Raw genomic sequence first — 19,670 nt, forward strand, 5'->3', positions numbered from 1 at the left:
CACGAAGACGGCAAGCGAGGTGGTACCGCGTCGAGTCTTCCCGGAGTCGGCGTCCTCGTGGAACAGGGCCTGTCGGCCCCTTTTGTCCAGGAGATGCACGTGTACCCCAAAGCCCCGCCCTTCCCCGCAGCAGACGACCAGGCCGCAGCACCCGAGCAGGCCGCGCTCGCCGCATCCGCCCCCATCGTGCCCTCGCCGAACTTCCCGGCGATCGAGACAGAGGTGCTCGCGTACTGGGCGGCCGACGGCACCTTCCAGGCGTCGATCGACAACCGGGCGGATGCGCCGGAGTGGGTCTTCTACGACGGCCCGCCCTTCGCGAACGGCGTGCCGCACTACGGGCACCTCCTCACCGGTTACGCGAAGGACCTGTTCCCGCGCTTCCAGACCATGCGCGGCAAGCTCGTGCACCGCCGCTTCGGCTGGGACACCCACGGCCTCCCCGCCGAGCTCGAGGCCGAACGGCAGCTCGGAATCACCGACAAGGCCGACATCGAGAAGCTCGGCATCGCCGCCTTCAACAAGGTCGCCCGCGACTCCGTGCTCAAGTACACCGACGACTGGCAGCGCTACGTCAACCGCCAGGCCCGCTGGGTCGACTTCGAGAACGACTACAAGACCCTCGACATCACCTTCATGGAATCCGTGATCTGGGCGTTCAAGACCCTGCACGACAAGGGCCTCGCCTACGAGGGCTACCGGGTGCTTCCGTACTGCTGGCGCGACCAGACGCCGCTCTCCAACCACGAGCTCGGCATGGATGCCGACGTCTACAAGATGCGCCAGGACCAGACCGTCACCGTGACGTTCCCGCTCGTGGGCACGAAGGCGGAAGCCCTCGGCCTCACCGCGGTGCGCGCCCTCGCGTGGACGACGACCCCCTGGACCCTGCCGACCAACCTCGCCCTCGCCGTCGGGCCGGACATCGTCTACGCCGTCGTCCCGGCCGGCCCGAACGGCACGCCAGACGCGACCGTGCTCCGCGAGGAGTCGGTCACCGGCAGCGACGACGCCCGCGTGGACGTGTCCGTGCTCGGCGCCGAGTACCTGATCGCGATCGACCTCGTCGGCAACTACGCCAAGGACCTCGGCTACGACACGCCTGAGGAGGCCTCCGCGGCCGTTGCGCGCACGGTCACGGGACGCGAACTCGAGGGTGTCGCATACGACCGTCTCTTCGACTACTACGCCGACGCATCCGTCTGGAACACCCAGAAGGCCTGGACGATCCTGCTGGCCGACTACGTCACGACCGCAGACGGCACCGGCATCGTGCACCAGGCGCCCGCGTACGGCGAAGAGGACCAGAAGGCCTGCGAGGCCGCCGGCATCCCCGTGATCATCTCCCTCGACGAGGGCGGCAAGTTCCTCTCCGACGTGCCGGAGGTCGCCGGCCTGCTGTGGTCAGACGCGAACAAGCCGCTCACCCAGATGCTCAAGGCCGAGGGCCGGCTGCTGCGCCAGGCCAGCTACGAGCACTCATACCCGCACTGCTGGCGCTGCCGCAACCCGCTGATCTACAAGGCGGTGTCGAGCTGGTTCGTGCGCGTCACGGAGTTCCGCGACCGCATGGTCGAACTCAACCAGGACGTCACCTGGGTGCCGGAGAACGTCAAGGACGGCCAGTTCGGCAAGTGGATCGGCAACGCCCGCGACTGGTCGATCAGCCGCAACCGGTACTGGGGCTCGCCGATCCCGGTCTGGAAGAGCGACGACCCGAACTACCCCCGCACGGATGTTTACGGCTCGCTCGACGAGCTCGAAGCCGACTTCGGGGTGCGCCCGACCGACCTGCACCGCCCGTACATCGACGAGCTCACCCGGCCGAACCCGGACGACCCCACCGGGGCTTCCACGATGCGCCGGATCACCGACGTGCTCGACGTCTGGTTCGACTCCGGGTCGATGCCGTTCGCGGCCGTGCACTACCCCTTCGAGAACCGCGACTGGTTCGACACCCACAACCCCGCCGACTTCATCGTCGAGTACATCGGCCAGACCCGCGGCTGGTTCTACCTGCTGCACGTGCTCTCGACCGCTCTCTTCGACCGGCCGGCGTTCACCAACGTCGTGAGCCACGGCATCGTGCTCGGCAACGACGGCCAGAAGATGTCGAAGTCGCTGCGCAACTACCCCGACGTCTTCGAGGTCTTCGACCGCGATGGAAGCGACGCGATGCGCTGGTTCCTGATGAGCTCATCCGTACTGCGCGGCGGCAACCTCATCGTCACGGAGGAGGGCATCCGGGAGGCCACCCGCCAGGTGATGCTGCCGCTCTGGAGCACCTGGTACTTCTTCTCGCTCTACGCCAACGCCTCGGGGGAGAACGGCTACGACGCCGTCTGGCGCACCGACTCGACCGACGTGCTCGACCGGTACCTGCTCGCGAAGACCCGCGACCTCATCGTCGACGTCACGAGCGACCTCGAGGCGCTCGATTCGACCCAGGCGACCGCCCGCCTCCGCGACTTCGCCGACGTGCTGACCAACTGGTACGTGCGGCGCTCCCGGGACCGCTTCTGGACCGGCGCCGTCGCCGGCGGTACGGCCACGGAAGCCTTCGACACCCTGTACACCGTGCTCGAGACCGTCTGCCGGGTCGCCGCGCCGCTTCTGCCGCTCGTCACCGAGCGGATCTGGCAGGGATTGACCGCTGGCCGCAGCGTGCACCTGACGGACTGGCCGGACGCCGGCCTCTTCCCGTCGGACCACGGGCTCGTCACCGCGATGGACCAGATCCGCACGATCAGCTCCACCGTGCTCTCGCTGCGCAAGCAGGCGGGCCTGCGCGTGCGGCTGCCGCTCGCGCAGCTCACCGTCGTCACGACCGGAACGGCGGCACTCGCCCCGTTCGAGGCGATCCTGCGCGACGAGCTCAACGTGAAGAGCGTGAACCTCGTCGAACTCGCCGAGGACAGCGCGGCGAACTACGGCATCACCTCCCGGCTCACCGTCAACGCCCGCGCGGCCGGGCCCCGGCTCGGCAAGCAGGTGCAGGCCGCGATCAAGGCCGCGCGCAGCGGCGACTGGAGCGAAACCGACGGGATCGTGACCGCAGGCGGCATCGCGCTCGAGGCCGGCGAATACGAACTCGTGCTGCAGGCTGGCACAGGGGCGAGCAACGCCGACGCGGCATCCGCGGCCGTCGAGCAGACCGGACCCGCCCTCGCGCTGCTCCAGGGCGGCGGCTTCGTGCTGCTCGACACCGTGACCACGCCGGAGCTCGAGGCCGAGGGCTTCGCCCGCGACCTGATCCGCGCCGTGCAGGACACCCGCAAGTCGGCAGGATTCTTCGTCGCGGACCGGATCCGCCTCGACCTCGTCTTCTTCGACCAGGCCGACCTCGACACCCTGCGCCTCGCGCCGGGAGTCGACGTGGCCGCGGAAACGCTCACCGTGCGCTTCGCCGCGCACGCCCCGACCGAGGTCGACCCGGCCATCCTCGCGGGCACGGTGCCCTCCGAGTGGCTGGAACAGCTCGCGGGGGCCCCCGTCGAGCACTACGTGCGCTTCGAGGCCGGCCACTACGCCAACCGCGGGCCGGTGCTCGTCGCCGTCGCCCGAGAGAACGGAATCGTGAATGTCTGATTCGATGGACCAGAACCTGCCCGAAGACGACGAGTACCGCGACGCGGGAGAGGCCGTCTTCGCAGCCCTCCTCGACCGGGTCGGCGAAGCCGCTCCACGACCGCGGCTCGCCCCGACCCGGCGGGTCGTCGAACTGCTCGGCGACCCGCAGGCCACCTACCCGGTGATCCACATCACGGGCACCAACGGGAAGACCAGCACGAGCCGGATCACCGAGAGCATCCTGCGCGCGTACGGACTGCGCACCGGCATGATGACGAGCCCGCACCTGGTCCGCCTCAACGAACGGATCGTGATCGACGGGGAACCGATCAGCGACCGCGCCCTCGCCGCGAACTGGGAGGACATCCAGCCGTACCTCGCGATGGTGGACGCCGAACTCGGTGCGAAGAACGAGGAGCCGCTCACTTTCTTCGAAGCCCTCACCGTGCTCGCCTTCGCCTGCTTCGCGGACGCTCCCGTCGATGTCGCCGTGATCGAGGTCGGCATGGGCGGCGAATGGGACTCCACGAACGTGGCCGACGGCCTCGTCGCCGTCGTCACCCCGGTCGCGCTCGATCACACCAAGCGGCTCGGAAGCACCGTCGCGGAGATCGCCCGCACCAAGGCAGGGATCATCAAGCCTGCGGCATCCGTCATCAGCGCCCGGCAGGCCGAGACCGTGCAGGCCGAACTGGAACGCGCCGTCGAACTGACCGAATCGACCCTCGCGAGCGAGGGGGAGGAGTTCGCCCTGCTCGACAGCCAGGTCGGCGTAGGCGGGCAGCTCATCACGGTGCGCGGCCTCGCCGCGACATACCCCGACCTGTTCCTGCCGATGTACGGCACCCACCAGGCGCACAACGCTGCCGTCGCGATCGCCGCCGTCGAGTCCTTCCTCGGCGCGGGCACCCGCCCGCTCGACCACGACATCCTCATGGAGGGGCTCGCGACCGCGACCTCACCCGGGCGGCTGCAGCTGATCGGCATCGAACCGACCGTGCTCGTGGATGCCGCGCACAACCCGCACGGGGCCGGCGCCCTCGCCGAGGCACTCGGCACCTACTTCCACTTCGATGAGGTCGTCGCCGTGATCGGGATCCTCGCCGACAAGGACGCAGCGGGCATCGTCGCGGCGCTCGCTCCCGTCGTGACCCGGTTCCACGTCACCCAGTCCCAGTCCGACCGGGCGATCCCCGTCGACGACCTCGCCGACATCGTCGCGGCCGGAACGGACGAGGATGCCGTCAGCCGCTTCGACGACGTCGCCGACGCCCTCGACGCCGCGAGGACCTGGGCCGCAGACGCCCCACGTCGCGGCGTGATCGTCACCGGTTCGATCACCCTGGTCGGCGAGGCCCTGTCGCTCGCCGTAGCCAGGGAGTGGCTCAAGAAATGACCGACGCCCCGCGTTCGCGGCGGAACCGGTCTGTGCGCGAGTCGCTCGCGTCGATCGTGCTCGGCTTCGAGACGATCATCGTGTTCCTCGCGGCGCTGCTGCTCTTCGGGCTCGGCTCGCTGCCGGCCTGGCTCGCCCTCGGCGGGGGAGCACTGCTCTGCCTCGTCATGGTCGCGACGATCGGCCTGCTCCGCTACAACTGGTCATACGCGATCGGCTGGATCGTCCAGGCCATCATCGTCCTGACCGGGTTCGTCAACCCGGCCATGTTCATCGTCGGCGCACTGTTCACCGGCATGTGGGCATACTGCATGGTCACCGGCTCGAGACTAGACAACAACAAGGAGAACTCATGAGTACCCCGGTCCAAGAAACCCTCGTCCTGGTGAAGCCCGACGGCGTCGCACGCAACCTCTCCGGAGAGATCCTGCGACGCATCGAGCAGAAGGGATACTCCCTCGTCGACATCAAGCTCGTGCAGGCCGACCGTTCGCTTCTCGCCGAGCACTACGCGGAGCACGCGGGCAAGCCCTTCTTCGAGCCCCTCGTCGAGTTCATGGAGAGCGGGCCGATCCTCGCGATCCGCATCGCCGGCGAACGCGTCATCGAGGGCTTCCGCTCCCTCGCGGGCACGACCGATCCCACGACCGCAGCACCCGGCACGATCCGCGGCGACCTCGGCCGCGACTGGGGTTCCAAGGTCCAGCAGAACCTCGTACACGGTTCAGACTCGCCAGAGTCCGCGTCCCGCGAACTGGCGCTCTGGTTCGACTAGAACCGCAGCCCCGTCGCGCCGAGTGTCGCCGTCCCCGCCGAAACCAGGCGGAGGAACGGCGACACTCTGCGGTTAAGGCGACGGTCGGCATCCGCCCGGCTGGAGGCGGTCCAGTTCTAGAGGCGGTGCAGGAAGTCCATCTTGAGCTGGGCGACTGTTGCGGCCACGAGGTAGCAGCCGATCGTGATGACGACGATCCACGAGGAGGCGCCGGCGGCGAAGCGCCGCACCCCGGCCGGAACCGGGAGGGTGCCCGTCCTGAGGTTGTAGAGGGTCACGGCCAGGAACATCGGGATCGTGACGACCCAGGTCACCATGCACCACGGGCAGAGCACGTCGAGCACGAAGAAGCTCTGGCCCATCAGCCAGATCACGAAGACGAGCGCGAGCGCCACGCCGGCGTTCAGTCCGATCCAGAACCAGCGGGCGAACCGGGCGCCAGCGAGGATCGCGGCGCCGATCGTGATGACGACCGTCCAGGCGATGAGTCCGATCAACGGGTTCGGGAAACCGAACAGCGCACCCTGCCAGGAACCGAGGTTGGTGCTGCAGCCGACGAGCACGCTGAAGTTGCAGGAGAGCTGCGCCTGCGGATCCTCGAGGATGGCGATCTTGTCCAGGGTCAGCGCGAAGGCCGCCGCGAGGGCGATCGCACCCCCGATGATCATGAAGATGGCGAGCCCGGTGGGGCGCCTGGATTGCTCGGTCTGTTGCACCTCAGGATTATGTCATGCGCCTCGCACTCGATCCTGAACAATACATGCGATAATCAACACGGATGCTTGGGCCGCGCTCAAGCACAGCCAGAGAAGGCTTAATGGGCCGTAACAGCCCAGATTCATTGGTCCCACGACCAAAGGTATTAGCAGCCAGAGCCAAGAGCCGGTTGCGAACGAAGAGGATTCCCGAGGTGGACGCGCAAGCGTTTTTCTCGCACGAGAGAGTAGCCGGATGGGTGGCGCGGTCGCCCAAAACGGTCAAGGAGCGCACCAGTAATGGTGGAAGACAACGAAAACACCAAAAAACGCAAAGGTCTGTTCGGATCCCGCCGTCGGCGTGTAGCCGCCGCGGCGATCGCGCCAACGGAAGCACCGGCCACGGTACCCGGCGCCGCGACCGACGCCGTGGAGGCACCGACAGCACCATTCCTCGAGGGGGAGCCCGCACCCTGGGCGTCCACCGCGACGACCCCAGCCGAACAGGACACCACCGTGGACCAGCCGACTCCGCCCGTCGAACCCGCACAGCCGGTTCGCAGGCCCTCGACCTCTCTTCTTTTCCAGGCGCCGAACATCGTGCCGCTTCCGGCACGTGCCGGAGCCAGGCGCGACGATTCGCGTGCCTTCGACGATCGTCAGGACGGCAACCGCCCAGACGGGGATCGTCAGGACAGCCGCTCGGGCAACCGCCAGGACAACGGCGCGGAGAACCGTCACGACCGCAACCGCTCGGACAGCCGCTCGGACAACCGTCCCGACGGCCGCTCGGACCGCGATGAGTACCCGGACGAGACGTCGACCGTCCGCCGCCGCGCCCGCCGCAGGCCAGGCGACGAGAACCGCTCCGGTGCCGACGACCCCGCCAACACCGTCGTCCGGGTCCGCGTTCCGCGCGAACCCGAGCTCATCACCGAGCCGCAGCGGATCAAGGGCTCGACCCGCCTCGAGGCCAAGAAGCAGCGCCGCCGCGACGGCCGCGACGCCGGGCGTCGCCGTCCGGTCATCACGGAGGCCGAGTTCCTCGCCCGCCGTGAATCGGTCGACCGGGTCATGGTCGTGCGGGCCAAACACAACAAGATCCAGATCGGCGTCCTCGAGGACGGCGTACTCGTCGAGCACTACGTCGCCAAGAACCAGGACGCATCCCTGATCGGGAATGTGTACCTCGGCCGGGTACAGAACGTGCTCCCGAGCATGGAAGCCGCCTTCGTCGACATCGGACGCGGCCGCAACGCCGTGCTGTACTCCGGTGAGGTCGACTGGGAGGCCGCGGCGGAACATGCCGCCAACAGCAACCAGGCGCGTCGGATCGAGCTCGCGCTCAAGCCCGGCGACAAGGTGCTCGTCCAGGTCACGAAGGACCCGATCGGCCACAAGGGCGCCCGGCTCACGAGCCAGGTCTCGCTTCCCGGCCGGTACCTCGTCTACGTGCCGAACGGCTCGATGAACGGCATCAGCCGCAAGCTTCCGGACACCGAGCGTGCCCGCCTCAAGAAGATCCTCAAAGAGGTCCTGCCGGACAACACCGGCGTGATCGTGCGTACCGCCGCGGAAGGTGCCACCGACGAGCAGCTGACGCTCGACGTCAACCGCCTCACCGAGCAGTGGGCATCCATCTCCAAGCTCGTCGACACTGTCCAGGCCCCCGCGCTGCTGCACGGTGAGCCCGACCTGCTGATCAAGATCGTGCGCGACGTCTTCAACGAGGACTTCCAGAAGATGGTCATCTCCGGGGACGAAGCCCGCGAGACGATCCAGACCTACCTCGGCCAGGTCGCCCCCGACCTCGTCGACCGCGTCGAGCGTTACGAGGGCGAAAACGACGCCTTCGACGAGTACCGCATCTCCGAGCAGATCGAGAAGGCCCTCGACCGCAAGGTCTGGCTGCCCTCCGGCGGTTCCCTCGTGATCGACCGCACAGAGGCGATGACCGTCGTCGACGTCAACACGGGCAAGTTCGTCGGTTCCGGCGGCAACCTCGAGGAAACCGTCACGAAGAACAACCTCGAGGCCGCAGAGGAGATCGTGCGTCAGCTCCGGCTGCGCGACATCGGCGGCATCATCGTCGTCGACTTCATCGACATGGTCCTCGAGACCAACCGCGACCTCGTGCTGCGCCGCCTGCTCGAATGCCTGAGCCGCGACCGCACCAAGCACCAGGTCGCGGAGGTCACCTCGCTCGGGCTTGTGCAGATGACACGCAAGAAGCTCGGACTGGGACTCCTCGAGTCGTTCAGCGAGAACTGCGAGGCCTGTGCGGGCCGCGGAGTCGTCATCCACCACGACCCCGTCACCAAGCACCGCCAGACCGCCCAGCCGCCCCAGGAGCGCCGCCCGCGCAGCAAGTCGGGCAACTCAGGCAACGACAACGGCAACGGCAACGGGAGCAACGGCGGCAACGGGAACGGCAACGGCGGCAACAACGGCCACCGCGGCGGTAACTCCGGCACCAACGGCTCCGTGTCCGAGCAGGCGAAGGCCACATCGGGCACGCACGGGATCACCGAGGACGCCAAGCACGCACTCGCCCTGATCGCGGCCAGGACCATCCCGCGCGCCCTGACCGGGTCCATCCCGATCATCCACGTGCCGGATGCCCCCGCGTCCGTCCCCGTCTCCGCAGAGCAGGAGGTGCACGCGAACGAGTCCACAGCCCCGGTCGAGCCCACGGTCACGCCCGTCGCCGAGGCATCCGCCCCCGTGGAGGCGCCGAGCATCACCCAGGCCGTTGCCGCGGACCTGACGGAGGCCAACACCGGTTCCGTCGAGATCCTCGACATCCCGGTGCGGAAGTCGTCCCGCGCCCGTCGTACCGTGAGCAAGCAGGTCACCGACCAGCTGCTCGACTCGGTGCTCGAGTCGCTCCCTGAGCCCAAGCAGCCCGGCCAGGGCCGCTCGCGCAGCCGCAGGGTCACGACGGCCGGCGGCTCGACGTCGAACGCGCAGCCCATCGTGCTGCCGGCACGGGAGACGCAGAACTAGTTCAGCACGAGCCCAGGGACATCGGGGCCGTACGGCGGTCGACTTCGGTCGGCCGCCGTTTTCCGTACCCGCGACACGCCGAGACACGCCGCCGGGCCGCGGTGGGTTCAGCGTCCGGAGCGTTCGCGTCCGGACACGCGGAGCCCGCTCGCGCGCAAGCGCAGCACGAGCTCCCTGTTGCCCACCGGAAGCGCCCCAGCCGCCACGAGGGCCTCGTAGCGGTGCGCGGGCACGTCATAGTGGTCCAGGTCGAAACCCCGCAGGGGAATGCCGTTCGCCGCGGCGAAACCGTGCAATTCTTCGAGCGACACGTCGCTGACGAGGTGCGACCAGACCGTATCGTGCGCGGGCCATGTAGGCTGATCTATCAACACGGTCATACCAAGATTGTATGTTCCCCGCAGCGTTGTGCCGGGGGAGCAGGCAATCCCCGGTCGATCCCAGCCCCAGTTTGACCGGGGCAGGTTGATCAGCTAAACTCGACTGTTGGTGTGCGTTGGGCCTGAGCCCGCGCTGACACCTAAGGTTTTCTGACAGAGACGGGCCGACTTGGGCCGTTTACGCAGTAACTTTCCATCATAGGAATCGGGGCCTCACGGCTCCCCAGAGATAGGTACGTAACGTGGTTTACGCAGTTGTGCGCGCCGGTGGGCGGCAGGAGAAGGTAGAGGTCGGGACCATCGTAACGATGGACCGAATCAAGGCTGACAAGGACGGCAACGTCGAGCTGGCCGCAGTGCTCCTCGTCGATGGCGACAAGATCACCTCTGACTCGAAGTCTTTGGCCAAAGTCACCGTGACCGCCGAGGTCCTCAACGACCTCCGCGGCCCGAAGATCGTCATCCAGAAGTTCAAGAACAAGACCGGTTACAAGAAGCGTCAGGGGCACCGTCAGGAGCTCACTCGCGTTCAGGTCACCGGCATCGCCTAGGCCCGAGGAGCAGAACAAATGGCACACAAAAAAGGTGCGAGTTCCACTCGCAACGGTCGCGACTCCAACGCCCAGCGCCTCGGCGTGAAGCGCTTCGGTGGTCAGGTTGTCGGAGCGGGCGAGATCATCGTCCGCCAGCGCGGCACCCACTTCCACCCCGGCGTGAACGTCGGCCGCGGTGGCGACGACACGCTGTTCGCCCTCGAGGCCGGCTCGGTCGAGTTCGGCGCGAAGGGTGGCCGCAAGGTCGTCAACATCGTGGTGGCTGCCGCGTAGGCATCCACAATCTGTAAGCGTGAGGGCGGGCTTCGGCTCGCCCTCTGCTTGTTTTACGCCACCTGAAAGGGGCACCCCCATGGCCACATTCGTTGACCAGGTCACGCTGCACCTGCGCGCGGGCAACGGCGGCAACGGCTGTGTGTCCGTCAAGCGGGAGAAGTTCAAGCCCCTGGCCGGCCCCGACGGCGGCAACGGCGGAAACGGCGGCGACATCGTGCTCGTCGCCGATCCCCAGGTGACCACGCTCCTCGGCTTCCACCGGTCCCCGCACCGCAGCTCCGTCAACGGCGGTCCCGGCATGGGCGACCACCGCGCCGGTTTCAGCAGCGAGATCATGGAACTCTCCGTACCCCTCGGCACCGTCGTCAAGGACGTCGACGGCAACGAACTCGCCGACATGACCGAACCGGGTTTCCGGATCGTCGTGGCCCCCGGCGGCCAGGGCGGGCTCGGCAACGCCGCACTCGCCTCCTCGAAGCGCAAGGCCCCCGGTTTCGCACTCCTCGGCACCTACGGCTGGGAAGGCGATGTCCAGCTCGAGCTCAAGACCGTTGCGGACGTCGCCTTCGTCGGCTATCCCTCCGCAGGCAAGTCCAGCCTGATCGCGGCCATGTCCGCCGCGAGGCCCAAGATCGCCGACTACCCCTTCACGACCCTGTTCCCGAACCTGGGCGTCGTCGACGCCGGCGAGGTGCGCTACACGGTGGCAGACGTTCCCGGCCTGATCGAGGGCGCGAGCGAGGGCAAGGGCCTCGGCCTCGAATTCCTGCGCCACGTCGAACGCTGCACAGCTCTCCTGCACATCCTCGACTGCGCGACCCTCGACCCCGACCGCGACCCGCTCAGCGACCTCGACGTGATCCTCGGAGAACTCGGCGCCTACCCGGTTCCCGAAGGCCAGAAACCCCTCCTCGACCGTCCCCAGCTGGTCGCGCTCAACAAGATCGACGTTCCAGAGGCCCGCGAACTCGCGGACTTCGTCAAGGCAGACCTCGAAGCCCGCGGCTACCGCGTCTTCGAGATCTCCACCGTCAGCCACGAGGGCCTCCGCCAGCTGAACTATGCCCTCGCCGAACTCGTCGAAGCAGGCCGCATCGAGTCCGCCGCCGCACTCGCGGCCAAGCCGCGCATCATCATCCGTCCCAAGGCCGTCGACGACAGCGGTTTCGTCGTCAAGGTCGAGGGCGGCTCGTTCGGCAACATCTACCGCATCATCGGCACCAAGCCCGAGCGCTGGGTGCAGCAGACCGACTTCACCAACGACGAGGCCGTCGGCTTCCTCGCCGACCGCCTGGCCAAGCTCGGCATCGAGAACGAACTCTTCAAGGCGGGAGCCGTCGCCGGCTCGACCGTGATCATCGGCGCAGGCAACGGTGTCGTCTTCGACTGGGAGCCCACTCTCACGTCGACGGCGGAGCTCATCACGGCCCCCCGCGGCACCGACACCCGCCTCGACGACTCGAAGCGTCGCACGAGCAGCGAGCGCCGGGAAGAGTACTTCGGCCGGATGGACGCCAAGGCGGCCGCCCGTGCCGAGCTCATCCGCGAGCGCGACGCCGGAATGTGGACCTCTGGCGAGGTCGAGTACAACGGCGAGAGCGCCCCAGCAGGCTCGGAAAGCAGCCAGGAAGACTCCGAGTGAGCGTCCTCGGGCGGGACGACATCAAGACGGCGGCACGCATCGTCGTGAAGGTCGGGTCATCCTCGATCAGCGGAGCGAACGTGTCGCAGATCTCCCCGCTCGTCGACGCCCTCGCCGAGGCGCACGCCCGCGGCGCCGAGATCGTCCTGGTCTCCTCCGGTGCGATCGCGACCGGGATGCCGTACCTCAACCTCGAGGAACGGCCCACCGACCTCGCAACCCAGCAGGCCGCGGCCTCCGTCGGCCAGAACCTCCTGATCTTCCGCTACCAGGACAGTCTCCGTCGCTACTCGATCATCGCCGGGCAGGTGCTGCTCACCGCCGGCGACCTCGAGAACCCGTCACACCGGTCCAATGCGCGCCGCGCGATGAACCGGCTGCTCGGGCTGCGGATCCTCCCGATCGTGAACGAGAACGACACCGTCGCCACCCACGAGATCCGCTTCGGCGACAACGACAGGCTCGCGGCCCTCGTCGCGACCCTGATCGGAGCCGACCTCCTCGTGCTGCTGAGCGACGTCGACGCCCTCTACACCCGCCCGCCGCATCTCCCAGGGGCGGAACGCATCCCGCACATCGCGGCAGGCGACCGGCTTCCCGGCGTGGAATTCGGCGCGAGCTCCTCCGGTGTCGGCACCGGGGGGGCCGGTACGAAGGTGTCAGCGGCCCGGATTGCAGCGGAAGCAGGAACGGCCGTGCTGGTCACCTCGACAGGGCTCGTCGCCCAGGCCCTGCGCGGCGACTACGTCGGCACCTGGTTCGAACCGACTCCCCGGCTGTAACCTGTCCGGTCCTGGCCCCGCGGGGGTGGGAAACGTGCCGTAAACTACCGGCATGCTGCAGTCACCCGTCGACTCCCTCCGGCTCACCCTGACCCTCGATGCGGCGCGCAGGGCCTCGATCGTCCTCGCGTCCACTCCGACCTCGCAGAAGAACAGGGCGCTCACCGCGATCGCGGACTCCCTGCGCAGGAACACGGCAGACATCCTCGTGGCGAACCGTGACGACCTCGCCGCCGGCGCCGCAAACGGACTCAGTACCGGTCTCCTCGACCGGCTCACCCTCGATGAGGCCCGCGTGGCCGGCCTCGCGGACGCTGTGCTCCAGATCGCGCTCCTGACAGACCCCGTCGGCGAGGTCGTCCGAGGCAGCAGCCTGCCCAACGGTGTGAAGATCAGCCAGGTGCGGGTGCCCTTCGGCGTCGTCGGCGTCATCTACGAGGCGCGGCCCAACGTGACCGTCGATATCGCGGCGCTCGCGCTCAAGAGCGGCAACGCCGTCGTCCTCCGCGGCGGATCCGCCGCCGAGAACACCAACCGGGTCCTGGTCGCCCTCCTCCAGTCGGCCATCGACTCCGTCGGCCTGCCGGGGGACGTGGTGCAGACCATCGATCCCTTCGGGCGCGAGGGCGCGACCGAACTCATGCAGGCCCGCGGCCAGGTCGACGTGCTCATTCCGCGCGGAAGCGCCGGCCTGATCAATGCCGTCGTCACCCAGTCGAAGGTCCCGGTCATCGAGACCGGTGCCGGCGTCGTGCACATTTTCCTCGACGAGAGCGCCAACCGGGATTGGGCCGTCGAGATCGTGCACAACTCGAAGGTGCAGCGCCCGAGCGTCTGCAACGCCGTCGAGACCCTCCTCATCCACGAGGGCGCCGCTGACCGTCTCCTGCCTGCCGTCCTCGGTCGTCTCGCCGCCTCCGGGGTCACCATCCACGGCGACGCCCGCGTCCAGGCGCTCTTCCCGGACGCCGTCCCCGCGACCGAATTCGACTGGGAGACGGAATACATGAGCCTCGACCTCGCGGTCGCGGTCGTTCCCGGCCTCGATGGGGCGCTCGCGCACATCCGCCGGTATTCGACGGGCCACACCGAGTCGATCATCACGAACGACATCGTCAACTCCGAACGGTTCCTGAACGAAGTGGATTCCGCGGCCGTCATGGTCAACGCATCGACCCGGTTCACCGACGGCGGCGAATTCGGCTTCGGTGCCGAGGTGGGCATCTCCACCCAGAAACTGCACGCCCGAGGCCCGATGGGACTCCAGGAACTCACGAGCACGAAGTGGATCGTGCGCGGCAGCGGACAGGTGCGGGCCTAGTCCGAACGGCCCCACTAGAATGGTGCGGTACTGCACGTCACGCGTGCCGTCCCGCAGAAAAGGAGTGTATATGCCGACGTTCGTCTACGGCCTGATTGCCCTGGTCACCTTCGGCGCCCTCGGCGGGGTCGTCTGGTCCTACCGCGATGTCGCCAACCGCCACGCCGAAAAGGCGCGCGCATACGCCGCAGCGCACGGCCGCGTCGACGAGCACTAGGGACACCGTCTCCGTGACTGAGCGCCGCCCCCGCATCGGCGTCATGGGCGGCACCTTCGATCCCATCCACCACGGCCACCTCGTCGCCGCGAGTGAGGTGGCGCAGAGCTTCCACCTCGACGAGGTCGTCTTCGTGCCGACCGGGCAGCCGTGGCAGAAGAGCGACGTGACCGAAACCGAACACCGCTACCTGATGACCGTGATCGCGACGGCGTCGAACCCCCGTTTCACCGTGAGCCGCGTCGACATCGACAGGGTCGGCCCGACGTACACGATCGACACCCTGCGCGACCTGCACGCCCAGCGCCCTGATGCCGAACTGTTCTTCATCACCGGTGCCGACGCCATCCGCCAGATCCTGAGCTGGAAAGACGTGCAGGAACTCTGGGACCTCGCCCATTTCGTCGCTGTGAGTCGACCGGGACATGAGCTCACCATTTCGGGATTGCCGAACCAGGACGTAAGCTTGCTGGAAGTTCCGGCATTGTCGATATCGTCCACCGACTGCCGTGCACGCGTGAACCGGGGTTTCCCGGTCTGGTATCTGGTTCCCGACGGGGTCGTCCAGTACATCTCAAAGCATCATCTGTATCGGAGTGTGGCATGACGTTGGGTATCAACCCACCGCCACTGACGCGTCGTCAAGCGCGCGAGTTGGCAAACGGGCACCAGCCCGACGCGCCCTCCGCTGCGCAGAAACACTCCCCGCACCACACGCAGCCCGCGCAACCGGTCACCCCGGCGGCCCCGTCAGCGGATGCCCCCACTGTCGAGCCCGAGTCTCTTCTGGTCCTGCCGTCGACCGGTGGACCCGCGGCCGAATCCGGACCCGTCATCCTCGCTGAGCTCGTTCCCGAAGCCGAAGCTGAAGCCGAAGCTGAAACCCCGGCGGCGCCGGAATCCGGCGCAACGACCGACGCCGTCGAGACTCCCGGTGAAACCAGCGCCGGGACTGCCGCGGACGTTCCGGTCCGCGAGCACACCCTGACCCGGCGCGAACTCCGCGCCTTGCAAGCCGCCGAAGCGCCTCCGGCCGAGGATTCCCTGCTCGCGGCCGTCGCGACGCTCACCGCATCCCGACCCCTCACTACGCCAGCTTCCCCCGCCGAGGAGCAGGACAATGTCCGCCCGCAGGGTCGCCCGGTCGAGCCGGAACCCATCGCCTTCATGGTCGACGTCGCGCCGAGCCCCCTCGGCGAGACCCGTCCCGGCTCCCTGCACCCTCCTGTCGGGCACTGGTCGCTCGACCGCGGCGAAGAGAACGACCTGCTGCCCGGGTTCGAGACGCTCGCCCCGTTCGACCAGCTGGTGAACCAGGGCGTGAGCGCCGGCGGCATCCCGACCACGACGAACGCGCTGATCCTTCCCTCGATCCCGCACCAGGGCAACTCCTCTGGTCCGCTGACGAGTACCGGTGAAATCATGATCACGGGCTCGATCGACCTGCCACGCAGCCTCGGCGAAACCGGGGTGCACCCCAACGTCTACGACTCCTCCGAGATGGACCGCATGCTCGACCAGCTCGACGAGGGCGGCCACCGCAACGGGATCGTCCCGGTGAGCGCCAGTCGCGCCGTCAGCACCCACGCGTCGACCCGAGGCGTCATGGCCCCGCCGAAACAGCGCGGACTCACGCTTCCCACCGTTCTCACCGTCACCGTCGGCGTGCTCGCCGTCGGCGTGCTGGCCCTGTTCGCGGTCGGCTACTTCCTCCACATCTTCTAATGCCATTTCACTCGCTTTCACTAACACAGGGATTCATTCGATGACCGCTTCTGCCCACGCTCTCGAGCTCCTCAAGCTGGCCGCCGCCGCCGCAGACTCGAAAGCGGGGGAGGACCTCGTCGCGATCGACGTTTCCAGCCCTCTCCCACTGACCGACATCTTCCTCATCGTCACCGGCCGCTCCGAGCGCAACGTCGTCGCCATCGCCGGCGAGATCGAAGACCAGCTCACCGCAGCCGGTCACAAGCCGCTGCGCCGCGAAGGCCGCGCTGAGGGTCGCTGGGTTCTCGTCGACTTCGGCGACCTCGTCGTGCACGTCTTCCACGAGGAGGAGCGCGTGTACTATTCCCTCGAGCGACTCTGGAAGGACTGCCCCGTCATCCCGATCGAACTGCCCGTCCACAAGGTCCAGGACTGACAGTGGTCACAACAGGCTTCCGCATGTAGTAGCCTAGAGAAGTTGTTTCGGGGGAAAACCTGAAACACAATCTGGGTCCGTGGCGCAGCTGGTAGCGCACCTGCATGGCATGCAGGGGGTCAGGGGTTCGAATCCCCTCGGATCCACCAAGACAGGAAAAGCCCCGACTTCGGTCGGGGCTTTTCCTGTATCAGAGCTGCTTCCAGCACGATGTCAGCTCGGAATATTCAGTCCCGGATATCCAGCACGGAGTGCGCTGCGGCGTCGGTGTCGATCGGGGCGAACCGGGGAACCGCCTGTCCGTCGATGTTGACGGACTCCAGGAACATCACCAGGGGACGCACCCACAGGCCACGATCGCCGTAAAGCGCCGTGTAGACGACGAGCTCCTCCTCGGTCTCCGAGTGCCGGGCGACGCCGATCACGTCGTACAGATTGCCCTTGTAGTGCCGGTACCGCCCTGGCGTTATTCCTGTCATTTTCGCTCCCGCTTTCCGAACCCAGTATCCGGCATAGGCGCAGCGAGCGAGCGGGCGAACCCACCCGGCCGGGAGCGGGAGTAGGTAAGCCTGCCCTAACTTCAGCTAGGCTGAGGGTGAGCGCTCCGCAGTCGGCGGGGAGACCCGACGACGCCGAGGAGAACGTGAAGTGAGAGTGTCCAGCCGGGTAGACGGATCGCCTGCGGCCACCACACCTCCGCTGTCGAACCCCTGCGGCCTGGAGGCGCTGCCGATCGGAGTGCCTGCCCGCATCATCGATGTGGGAGACCACGGTACGGCCCCGTACGCCGGTCGCCTCGGTGACCTCGGCTTCGTCGCCGGCGCCAGGATCGAGCTCCTCCGCCGGGCGCCGCTCGGAGACCCTGCCGTGTACCGGGTCCGCGGCTACGACATCTGCCTCCGACTCGCGCAGGCCCGCGGCATCCGCGTGACAACGACTCTGTGACGGACGCATCGAGCGGGCCGGACTGCCACGGCGGACCGACCGGCGGCACCGTCGTCACCGGCGCCCCGCGCACGGCGCTCGTCGGCAGCCCGAACGCCGGCAAGACGAGCATCTTCAACGCCCTCACAGGACTCCGGGCGAAGACCGGCAACTATCCCGGCGTCACCGTCGGCCGGTCCGTCGGCGTCTTCCGCTCGGGCGGCCAGGATTTCGTCGTCGAGGACCTGCCAGGCACCTATGGCCTCGAGCCGGTGAGTCCGGACGAGCAGATCGTCACCGACCTGCTCCAGGGCCGGCTCACCGGGGTCGAATCGCCCGACGCCCTGGTCGTCGTGATCGACGCGACGACGCTCTGGCGGTCACTGCGGCTCGTGTCGCAGGTCCTGCGCCTGCACCGGCCGGTGTGCATCGCCGTGACCCTCACCGACGAACTCATCACCCGCGGCGGGCGCCTCGACATCGCCGGGCTCGAACGGGCCCTCGGCGTGCCGGTGGTCCGGGTGATCGGCAACCGGCGCATCGGCATCCCCGAACTCCGCACGAAGATCGCCGGCTGGCGGAACTGGTCGGTGCCCGTGCTCGATCCACCGACAGACCCGGCCGAGCTCGAGGCCTGGACCGAATCCATCCTTTTGGCGAGCGAGTACCGCCCGGCGCAGCCCGACAAGACCACCCAGCGGATCGACGCGGTGCTGCTGCACCCGGTGTGGGGCACCGCGATCTTCATCGCGGTCATGGTCACCTTCTTCCAGATCATCTTCTCCTTCGCAGCACCCCTGCAGGGACTCGTGGAGACGTTCTTCGGCTGGCTCGCCGGACTGGTCGACGTCTTCGTGCCGGTGCCCTGGCTCGCGGGCCTGCTCGGTGACGCGATCATCGGAGGGGTGGGCGCCGTCGTCGTCTTCATCCCGCAGATCATGCTGATGTTCCTGCTGATCTCCCTGCTCGAGGGCGTCGGCTACATGTGCCGGGCCGCGTTCCTGATGGACCGCATCATGTCGCGGGCGGGGCTCGAGGGCCGGGCGTTCGTCGCGCTGATGAGTTCCTTCGCGTGCGCGGTCCCCGGGATCATGGCGACCCGCACGCTGCCGTCGGCCAAGGACCGCATCGCGACGATGATGGGCGCGCCCCTGATGACCTGCTCGGCACGGCTGCCGGTCTACATCCTCCTGATCGGGATGCTCGTCAGCCCGGAGTCCCGCATCGGCCCGCTGCAGACCCAGGGCGTCATCATGTTCTGCCTCTACTTTCTCGGGGCGGTGTCTGCCATGCTCGCGGCCTGGATCGTGAAGACCGTGCAGGACCGGAACGGCCTCCTGATGCCGTTCTACATGGAGATGCCGCCGTATCGCGTCCCGACGCTGCGGTCCATCTGCCTCACGATGTGGGATTCGTCCCGGGCCTTCCTGCGCAAGTGCGGAACGATCGTCATGCTCACGACGATCGTGCTGTGGCTCCTCCTGAACTTCCCGTTGCACTCGACCGCAGAACTGACGGCATCCGGTGTCGACGTCACGGATGAGGGCGCGGTGACGTCCTTCGTGATGGACCACAGTGCGGCGGCCTCGATCGGCCGTGCCGTCGAACCGGTCTTCGCGCCGCTCGGCTTCGACTGGCGCGTCAACATCGGCGTCGTCGCCTCCCTCTCCGCGCGGGAGACCTTCGTGGCAACGCTCGGCCAGATCGCCGCAGCCGACGACCCGGACAACCCGTCCGCTGCCCTCTCCGCCATGACGTACACCGACGGCGCCCATGCCGGCGACCGGGTCTTCACGGCCCCGACGATCGCCGCGCTTCTGGTCTTCTTCGTGTATGCGCTGCAGTGCATGTCCACGGTGAGCGTGATGAAGCGGGAAACCGGCACCTGGAAGTGGCCGGCCATCGCGTTCGGGTACATGTTCGTGCTGGCCTGGAGCTCGGCGTGGATCGTCCACGGCATCGTCGCACTCGCGACCGGGACGGCCTGAG

Annotated in this window: 19 protein-coding genes and 1 tRNA gene; 17 read left to right on the forward strand and 3 right to left on the reverse strand. The window is 67.8% G+C overall.

From position 1 onward, the window contains the following. The first annotated feature begins 93 nt into the window (after positions 1-93). The 4 genes from ileS to ndk are packed head-to-tail and all read left to right on the forward strand — an operon-like array spanning position 94 to position 5,741. On the forward strand, positions 94-3,588 hold the full coding sequence (ileS, locus tag E3O50_RS05670; RefSeq protein ID WP_134559883.1) for an isoleucine--tRNA ligase: 3,495 nt from the start codon (positions 94-96) through the stop codon (positions 3,586-3,588). Continuing rightward, positions 3,581-4,966: a folylpolyglutamate synthase/dihydrofolate synthase family protein gene (locus E3O50_RS05675; RefSeq protein ID WP_241975423.1), complete on the forward strand. Its 1,386-nt coding sequence runs from the start codon at positions 3,581-3,583 to the stop codon at positions 4,964-4,966. The genes ileS and E3O50_RS05675 overlap by 8 nt, the downstream gene beginning before the upstream one ends. Further along, positions 4,963-5,322: a DUF4233 domain-containing protein gene (locus E3O50_RS05680; protein ID WP_134559793.1), complete on the forward strand. Its 360-nt coding sequence runs from the start codon at positions 4,963-4,965 to the stop codon at positions 5,320-5,322. The genes E3O50_RS05675 and E3O50_RS05680 overlap by 4 nt, the downstream gene beginning before the upstream one ends. After that, entirely contained in the window at positions 5,319-5,741 is a 423-nt protein-coding gene (gene ndk, locus E3O50_RS05685; RefSeq protein ID WP_134447922.1) for a nucleoside-diphosphate kinase, read from the forward strand. Before E3O50_RS05680 ends, ndk begins: the two co-directional genes overlap by 4 nt. 116 nt (positions 5,742-5,857) lie before the next feature. Here ndk and E3O50_RS05690 read toward each other — a convergent pair whose 3' ends face one another. Beyond that, positions 5,858-6,457: a vitamin K epoxide reductase family protein gene (locus tag E3O50_RS05690; protein WP_241975424.1), complete on the reverse strand. Its 600-nt coding sequence runs from the start codon at positions 6,455-6,457 to the stop codon at positions 5,858-5,860. 279 nt (positions 6,458-6,736) lie between these two features. Here E3O50_RS05690 and E3O50_RS05695 point away from each other — a divergent pair, with 279 nt between their 5' ends. Next, positions 6,737-9,442, forward strand: a complete 2,706-nt coding sequence (locus E3O50_RS05695) for an Rne/Rng family ribonuclease (RefSeq protein WP_134559794.1) — start codon at positions 6,737-6,739, stop codon at positions 9,440-9,442. Between the two features lie 107 nt (positions 9,443-9,549). On the opposite strand, the gene E3O50_RS05700 is transcribed toward E3O50_RS05695, so the two are convergent. Continuing rightward, a complete protein-coding gene (locus E3O50_RS05700) occupies positions 9,550-9,822 on the reverse strand; it encodes a DUF4031 domain-containing protein (protein ID WP_134447926.1) in 273 nt (90 codons plus the stop codon). A 242-nt stretch (positions 9,823-10,064) separates the two neighbouring features. Between E3O50_RS05700 and rplU the strand changes: the two genes are divergently transcribed. The 10 genes from rplU (at position 10,065) to E3O50_RS05750 (ending at position 16,906) form a co-directional block, all read left to right on the forward strand. Beyond that, entirely contained in the window at positions 10,065-10,373 is a 309-nt protein-coding gene (rplU, locus tag E3O50_RS05705) for a 50S ribosomal protein L21 (protein WP_134447928.1), read from the forward strand. A gap of 18 nt (positions 10,374-10,391) precedes the next feature. Next, positions 10,392-10,649 carry a 50S ribosomal protein L27 gene (gene rpmA / locus E3O50_RS05710; protein WP_066595878.1) on the forward strand — a complete coding sequence of 86 codons (258 nt, stop codon included), beginning with the start codon at positions 10,392-10,394 and terminating at the stop codon, positions 10,647-10,649. Between the two features lie 79 nt (positions 10,650-10,728). After that, positions 10,729-12,294: a GTPase ObgE gene (gene obgE / locus E3O50_RS05715; RefSeq protein ID WP_134447930.1), complete on the forward strand. Its 1,566-nt coding sequence runs from the start codon at positions 10,729-10,731 to the stop codon at positions 12,292-12,294. Next, a complete protein-coding gene (gene proB / locus E3O50_RS05720) occupies positions 12,291-13,076 on the forward strand; it encodes a glutamate 5-kinase (RefSeq protein WP_134447932.1) in 786 nt (261 codons plus the stop codon). The genes obgE and proB overlap by 4 nt, the downstream gene beginning before the upstream one ends. A gap of 52 nt (positions 13,077-13,128) precedes the next feature. Further along, a complete protein-coding gene (locus E3O50_RS05725; RefSeq protein ID WP_134559795.1) occupies positions 13,129-14,397 on the forward strand; it encodes a glutamate-5-semialdehyde dehydrogenase in 1,269 nt (422 codons plus the stop codon). 70 nt (positions 14,398-14,467) lie between these two features. Further along, on the forward strand, positions 14,468-14,614 hold the full coding sequence (locus E3O50_RS05730; protein WP_241975425.1) for a hypothetical protein: 147 nt from the start codon (positions 14,468-14,470) through the stop codon (positions 14,612-14,614). Between the two features lie 13 nt (positions 14,615-14,627). Then, a complete protein-coding gene (gene nadD, locus E3O50_RS05735) occupies positions 14,628-15,221 on the forward strand; it encodes a nicotinate-nucleotide adenylyltransferase (protein ID WP_255454114.1) in 594 nt (197 codons plus the stop codon). A gap of 47 nt (positions 15,222-15,268) precedes the next feature. Then, the gene (locus tag E3O50_RS05740) at positions 15,269-16,339 is read left to right on the forward strand and encodes a hypothetical protein (RefSeq protein WP_134559796.1); all 1,071 of its coding nucleotides are present in this window, start codon (positions 15,269-15,271) and stop codon (positions 16,337-16,339) included. Positions 16,340-16,379: 40 nt separating this feature from the next. After that, positions 16,380-16,757 (forward strand): ribosome silencing factor, encoded by a 378-nt coding sequence (gene rsfS / locus E3O50_RS05745; RefSeq protein WP_134447942.1) that lies wholly within the window; start codon positions 16,380-16,382, stop codon positions 16,755-16,757. Positions 16,758-16,830: 73 nt separating this feature from the next. Beyond that, positions 16,831-16,906 (forward strand) — tRNA-Ala (locus E3O50_RS05750). Positions 16,907-16,984: 78 nt separating this feature from the next. Here E3O50_RS05750 and E3O50_RS05755 read toward each other — a convergent pair. Then, the gene (locus E3O50_RS05755; protein WP_134559798.1) at positions 16,985-17,236 is read right to left on the reverse strand and encodes a DUF1653 domain-containing protein; all 252 of its coding nucleotides are present in this window, start codon (positions 17,234-17,236) and stop codon (positions 16,985-16,987) included. Between the two features lie 169 nt (positions 17,237-17,405). Between E3O50_RS05755 and E3O50_RS05760 the strand changes: the two genes are divergently transcribed. Further along, complete coding sequence (locus E3O50_RS05760) at positions 17,406-17,702, forward strand: FeoA family protein (protein WP_241975426.1); 297 nt, start codon at positions 17,406-17,408, stop codon at positions 17,700-17,702. After that, the gene (locus E3O50_RS05765; RefSeq protein ID WP_134559800.1) at positions 17,699-19,669 is read left to right on the forward strand and encodes a ferrous iron transporter B; all 1,971 of its coding nucleotides are present in this window, start codon (positions 17,699-17,701) and stop codon (positions 19,667-19,669) included. The genes E3O50_RS05760 and E3O50_RS05765 overlap by 4 nt, the downstream gene beginning before the upstream one ends. The last annotated feature ends 1 nt before the right edge of the window (position 19,670 follow it).

This window comes from Cryobacterium sp. MDB1-18-1 (assembly GCF_004402735.1).
Lineage (GTDB): Bacteria > Actinomycetota > Actinomycetes > Actinomycetales > Microbacteriaceae > Cryobacterium > Cryobacterium glucosi.